The following is a 3,727-nucleotide window of genomic DNA, read 5'->3' on the forward strand; positions in this document are numbered from 1 at the left end:
GGCCCGCCCCGCGTCCCCCTCCGGAGCCCGGCACCGGGGAGGTGCGGCGTGACCGGCGGAACCGTCCTCGACACCCGGGCGCTCAACCGCGCGACCCTGGCCCGTCAACTCCTCCTCGACCGCTCCGACCTGCCGCCCCTGGACGCCGTCGCGCACCTGGGAGGGATGCAGGCGCAGGAGCCGCAGGAACCCTTCCTCGGCCTGTGGTCCCGCCTGCGCGCCTTCGACCCGGGCGTCCTCTCCGACCTGTTGACCCGCCGTCGGGTGGTGCGCACCCACCTCATGCGGCGCACCGTCCACCTCGTCACAGCCGAGGACGTCCTGGCCCGGCGCTCCCGCCACGACGCCATGCTGCGGCAACGGGCACGGGCCGCCTACCGTCGCGAACTCGAGGACGTGGACCTCGACGAACTGGCGGCGGCGGGCCGGGAGGTGATGGCCGACGGCGAACCCCGGGCGATGGCAGAACTCGTCCGGGCGGTGGCCCACCGGTGGCCGGACGCCCCGCCCCGGGCGCTCGGCGAGATGCTGGTCGCCGCCCTCATCCCGATGGCGCAACTGCCGCCGCGCGGGTTGTGGCGCACCCGGGCGGGGGTGCGCAACCTGCCGATCGCCGTCTGGCTCGGCCGCGACATCGACCCCCCGGCACCGGAGGGCACCGACCCCGTCGGAGCGGCCATGGCGCGGGGCTACCTGGCCGCCTTCGGCCCCGCCGCCACGGCCGATCTGCGTGCCTGGAGCGGCCTGGCGGGTCTACCGGCGGCGGTGGCCGCCATCCGGGACGAACTGATCTCCTTCCGGGACGAACGCGGCCGGGTGCTGTGGGACCTCCCCGACGCGCCGCGCCCCGACGCCGACACCCCCGCTCCGGTGCGGTTCCTGCCCGCCTTCGACAACGCGATCCTCGGCTACGACGACCGAACCCGGATCATCGACGACGCCCACCGGGGGCTCTCGGTGGCGGGCGCCCGGGTGGTGCTGGTCGACGGTCGGGTCACCGCGACGTGGACCGTCGAACGCGACGGCGGCGCCCGGGAGGACCCCGGCACCGTGACCGTCACCCCGCTGCGCCGACTCTCCCCGGCCGAGCGCGAGGAGGTCCTCGGGGAGGGGCGGAACCTGGCGGCCTTCCTCTCCGAGGGCGCCGCCGACCGGGTACGTGTCGCCACGGACCCCGCCTGAGCGTTCCCGCCCCCCAGAGGGGAGGGGCGGGAACGCCGGGAGCCCGGCCCCCCGCCGTCGATCATCGGACAGGGGGTCGGGCTCCGCCGGTCGTGCCCGGATCAGCCCTCGGTGTCCTCGGTGTCCTCGGTGTTTTCGGTGTCCTCGTCCGTGCCGTCCTCGGCATCGGATCCCTCGTCGCCGGCTTCCGCCCCGCCCTCCTCGGAGGTCGGGGCGTTCGCCTCCACCGCCGCCACGGCCTCGCGGGCCACCCGCTCGGCGGCCTCGGTGATCGCCTCGGCGGAGGGCGGGTCGTCGTTGTCGAAGTCGATGCCCGTCAGGTCCACGGTCACCACCACGTTGGCGGTCCGGACCACCACCCGCTGCTGGCGGGAGGGACGCGTCTCGTCGTCGCCGGTGGTGGTGTCCACCGTGTAGGAGAACGATCGGGCCTCGTCGCCCCAACCGTCCTCCTCCCCCGGCTCGCCGGCGGAGACGTCCTCCAGGCCCTCGTCGGTCTCCACCTCCGCCGCCCGGTCGGCCAGGTAGCGGGCGGCGCGCTCCTCACCGCTGCCCAGCGAGGGATCTGTCTCGAAACGCCGCAGGGACACCGACAGACTGCGGAAGTCGTACTCGTCGATGCCGCTCCACAGGCAGGTGGCGTTGGCCGCGGTGTCCGGGGACTCCAGTTCCTCCCCGGCGGTGTCGGAGGCACCCGGCACCACCTCCTCGACCGTCTCCTCCTCCAGGGTCCGGCAGGGGTTGGGCAGGCCGGTGAAACGGACGGGTTCCGAGGTCGCCTCGGCGGAGGGCACCGCGTCGGGCGCGGCGGCCCCCTCCCCGTCGTCGTCGGAGGAGGAGCAGGCGGTCAACAACAGGGCCGGCACGAGTGCGCAGGCGAGCAGGCGGCCCGCCCGACCGGCGGGGGCAACGTGGGAGTCCATGGTTCCTCGGGGTCCTCGTCCGTGTGACCCCGGTGGCCGGGGTCTCCCGTCGGGGAGACACGGTACGCCCCGCCGGCGACCTCCCGGCGGGCCGGCCGGCGCGTGTCCCGGCGACGTGCGCGGGCTCACCCCTCGAAACGGCCCGCGAGACGCCTGGCCAACTCCACCGCGCGGTCAAGGGTTTCGGCTTCCCGCGGCAGCGGGCCGCCCGAACCGAAATCCTCCGTGAGGGTGACGGTGACGATGGCGTTGGACGTGCGGAAGGTCACGACGATCTCGCGCAGGTCGCCGTTGGCGTCGGTGGCGAGACGGTCGTCGAGCCACGCCTCCTCGCCGAGGTTCTCCACGCGGCGGGGGCCGTCCTCGCCGTCGCCGTCACCGTTGTCCCGGTCGCCGTCGGTGCCGTTGTCATCGGGGGTCTCGTCGTTGTCACCGTCATCGGGGGGCTCGGTGCCCTCGTCGGTGTCCTCCGCGTCGGGGTCGGTCTCCCCGTCCTCGCCGTCGGAATCGGTCTCCTCCGGGTCCCGGGCCCCGGGGTCCTCCGTGTCGGTGTCGGCGGTGCCCTCGGTGCGGGTGTCCCCGTCCGTGCCGTCCCCGCCGCCGGTGTCGCCCTCCCCGGGGGAGGGGGAGGCGGCGGATCCGTCCCGCGCGGAGTCCGCTCCGCCCTCCGGGGCCCCGTCCTCCCGCTCCGCCCGCGGCTCGAGACCGGCGGACTCGGCGGCGGCCTCGAACTCCCGCCCGGCCTGCTCCTCGTCGCTGACCTCCGGGTCGTAGGAGACGACCCGCAGGAAGTCCACCGACAGGCGGTGGGTGCCCCGGGCACCGGGGACCTCCCAGACGCAGCCCACCCGACGGGCGGTGTTGAACGTCGCCGCCGGCACCCCCGCCAACGTCTCCTCGTCGGTTTCCGGGAGCAGCGCGGTCAACAACTCGCGGTCCACGGCGCCGCACGGCTCGGGAAGGGTGGAGTACCGGCCGGCCGAAGCGGTCGGGCCCGTGCCGTTGCCCGTGCCGTTCCCGATCTCCTCGCCGAGGTCGGAGGAGCAGGAGAGCAGGGTCACGAGCAGGATGCCGGGCAGCGCGGCCCCCGCGATGAACGCCATGCGCCGCACGTCGTGCCCTCCTCCCGGCCGTACACCGGCCGTCCGGACCGGCCGCCGGTGGACGGGGCGTGCGGTCCGGGGTGTTCCCGTGGTCGTGGTGGCGGGGCACGAGACGCGCCGTGCCCCGGCAGGCGGTGAAGTCTACTGGCCCGGGCCGCTACGGCGCCGCCGGCACCGGACGGATACGGCGATGACGACGATCATTCCTCGCCCCGGGGGGTGGTCTCGCGTCGGACGGCGTCGGCCACGGTCTCCCGCACCTCATCACGACCGACGGGTCGACCGCTTCCCTCGAAGGTTGGGGGAAAAGCGGTTCGTCCCACACCCGGTTGGCCATGGCGGCCGGGTGAATGCGCCGGCGAATGATCTCGGCCTCGCTCATCCCTCCGCGCCGGGCCGCCTCCTTGATGAGGGCCGGGTCCTCGGGGTCGGCGTGGACGTTGGTGCGCTTCATCGACATGTACCGATGTTGGTACATCCCGGGTTCCGGGGACGCGGGGCGACCGGGGCGATCGGGGG

The 3,727-nt window shown here is 74.9% G+C and carries 3 protein-coding genes and 1 pseudogene; 1 reads left to right on the top strand and 3 read right to left on the bottom strand.

Annotated features, from left to right (window positions below; genetic code table 11):
- Nucleotides 1-48 precede the first annotated feature (48 nt).
- Nucleotides 49-1,182 carry a winged helix DNA-binding domain-containing protein gene (locus tag FNQ90_RS15710; RefSeq protein ID WP_182606958.1) on the top strand — a complete coding sequence of 378 codons (1,134 nt, stop codon included), beginning with the start codon at nt 49-51 and terminating at the stop codon, nt 1,180-1,182.
- A 101-nt stretch (nt 1,183-1,283) separates the two neighbouring features.
- On the opposite strand, the gene FNQ90_RS15715 is transcribed toward FNQ90_RS15710, so the two are convergent.
- The 3 genes and pseudogenes from FNQ90_RS15715 to FNQ90_RS15725 all read right to left on the bottom strand — a co-directional run bounded on the left by FNQ90_RS15715 (nt 1,284) and on the right by FNQ90_RS15725 (nt 3,668).
- A complete protein-coding gene (locus tag FNQ90_RS15715; RefSeq protein ID WP_182606959.1) occupies nt 1,284-2,105 on the bottom strand; it encodes a hypothetical protein in 822 nt (273 codons plus the stop codon).
- Nucleotides 2,106-2,230: 125 nt separating this feature from the next.
- The gene (locus FNQ90_RS15720) at nt 2,231-3,217 is read right to left on the bottom strand and encodes an ICP22 family protein (RefSeq protein WP_182606960.1); all 987 of its coding nucleotides are present in this window, start codon (nt 3,215-3,217) and stop codon (nt 2,231-2,233) included.
- Nucleotides 3,218-3,408: 191 nt separating this feature from the next.
- A pseudogene (locus FNQ90_RS15725) lies at nt 3,409-3,668 on the bottom strand (ribbon-helix-helix domain-containing protein).
- Nucleotides 3,669-3,727 lie beyond the last annotated feature (59 nt).

This window comes from Streptomyces alkaliphilus, assembly GCF_014141535.1.
Lineage (GTDB): Bacteria > Actinomycetota > Actinomycetes > Streptomycetales > Streptomycetaceae > Streptomyces > Streptomyces alkaliphilus.

Coding starts and splice junctions, on each gene's coding strand:
- FNQ90_RS15715 (WP_182606959.1), bottom strand. CDS start 2,105: ATGGACTCCCACGTTGCCCCCGCCGGTCGGGCGGGCCGCCTGCTCGCC.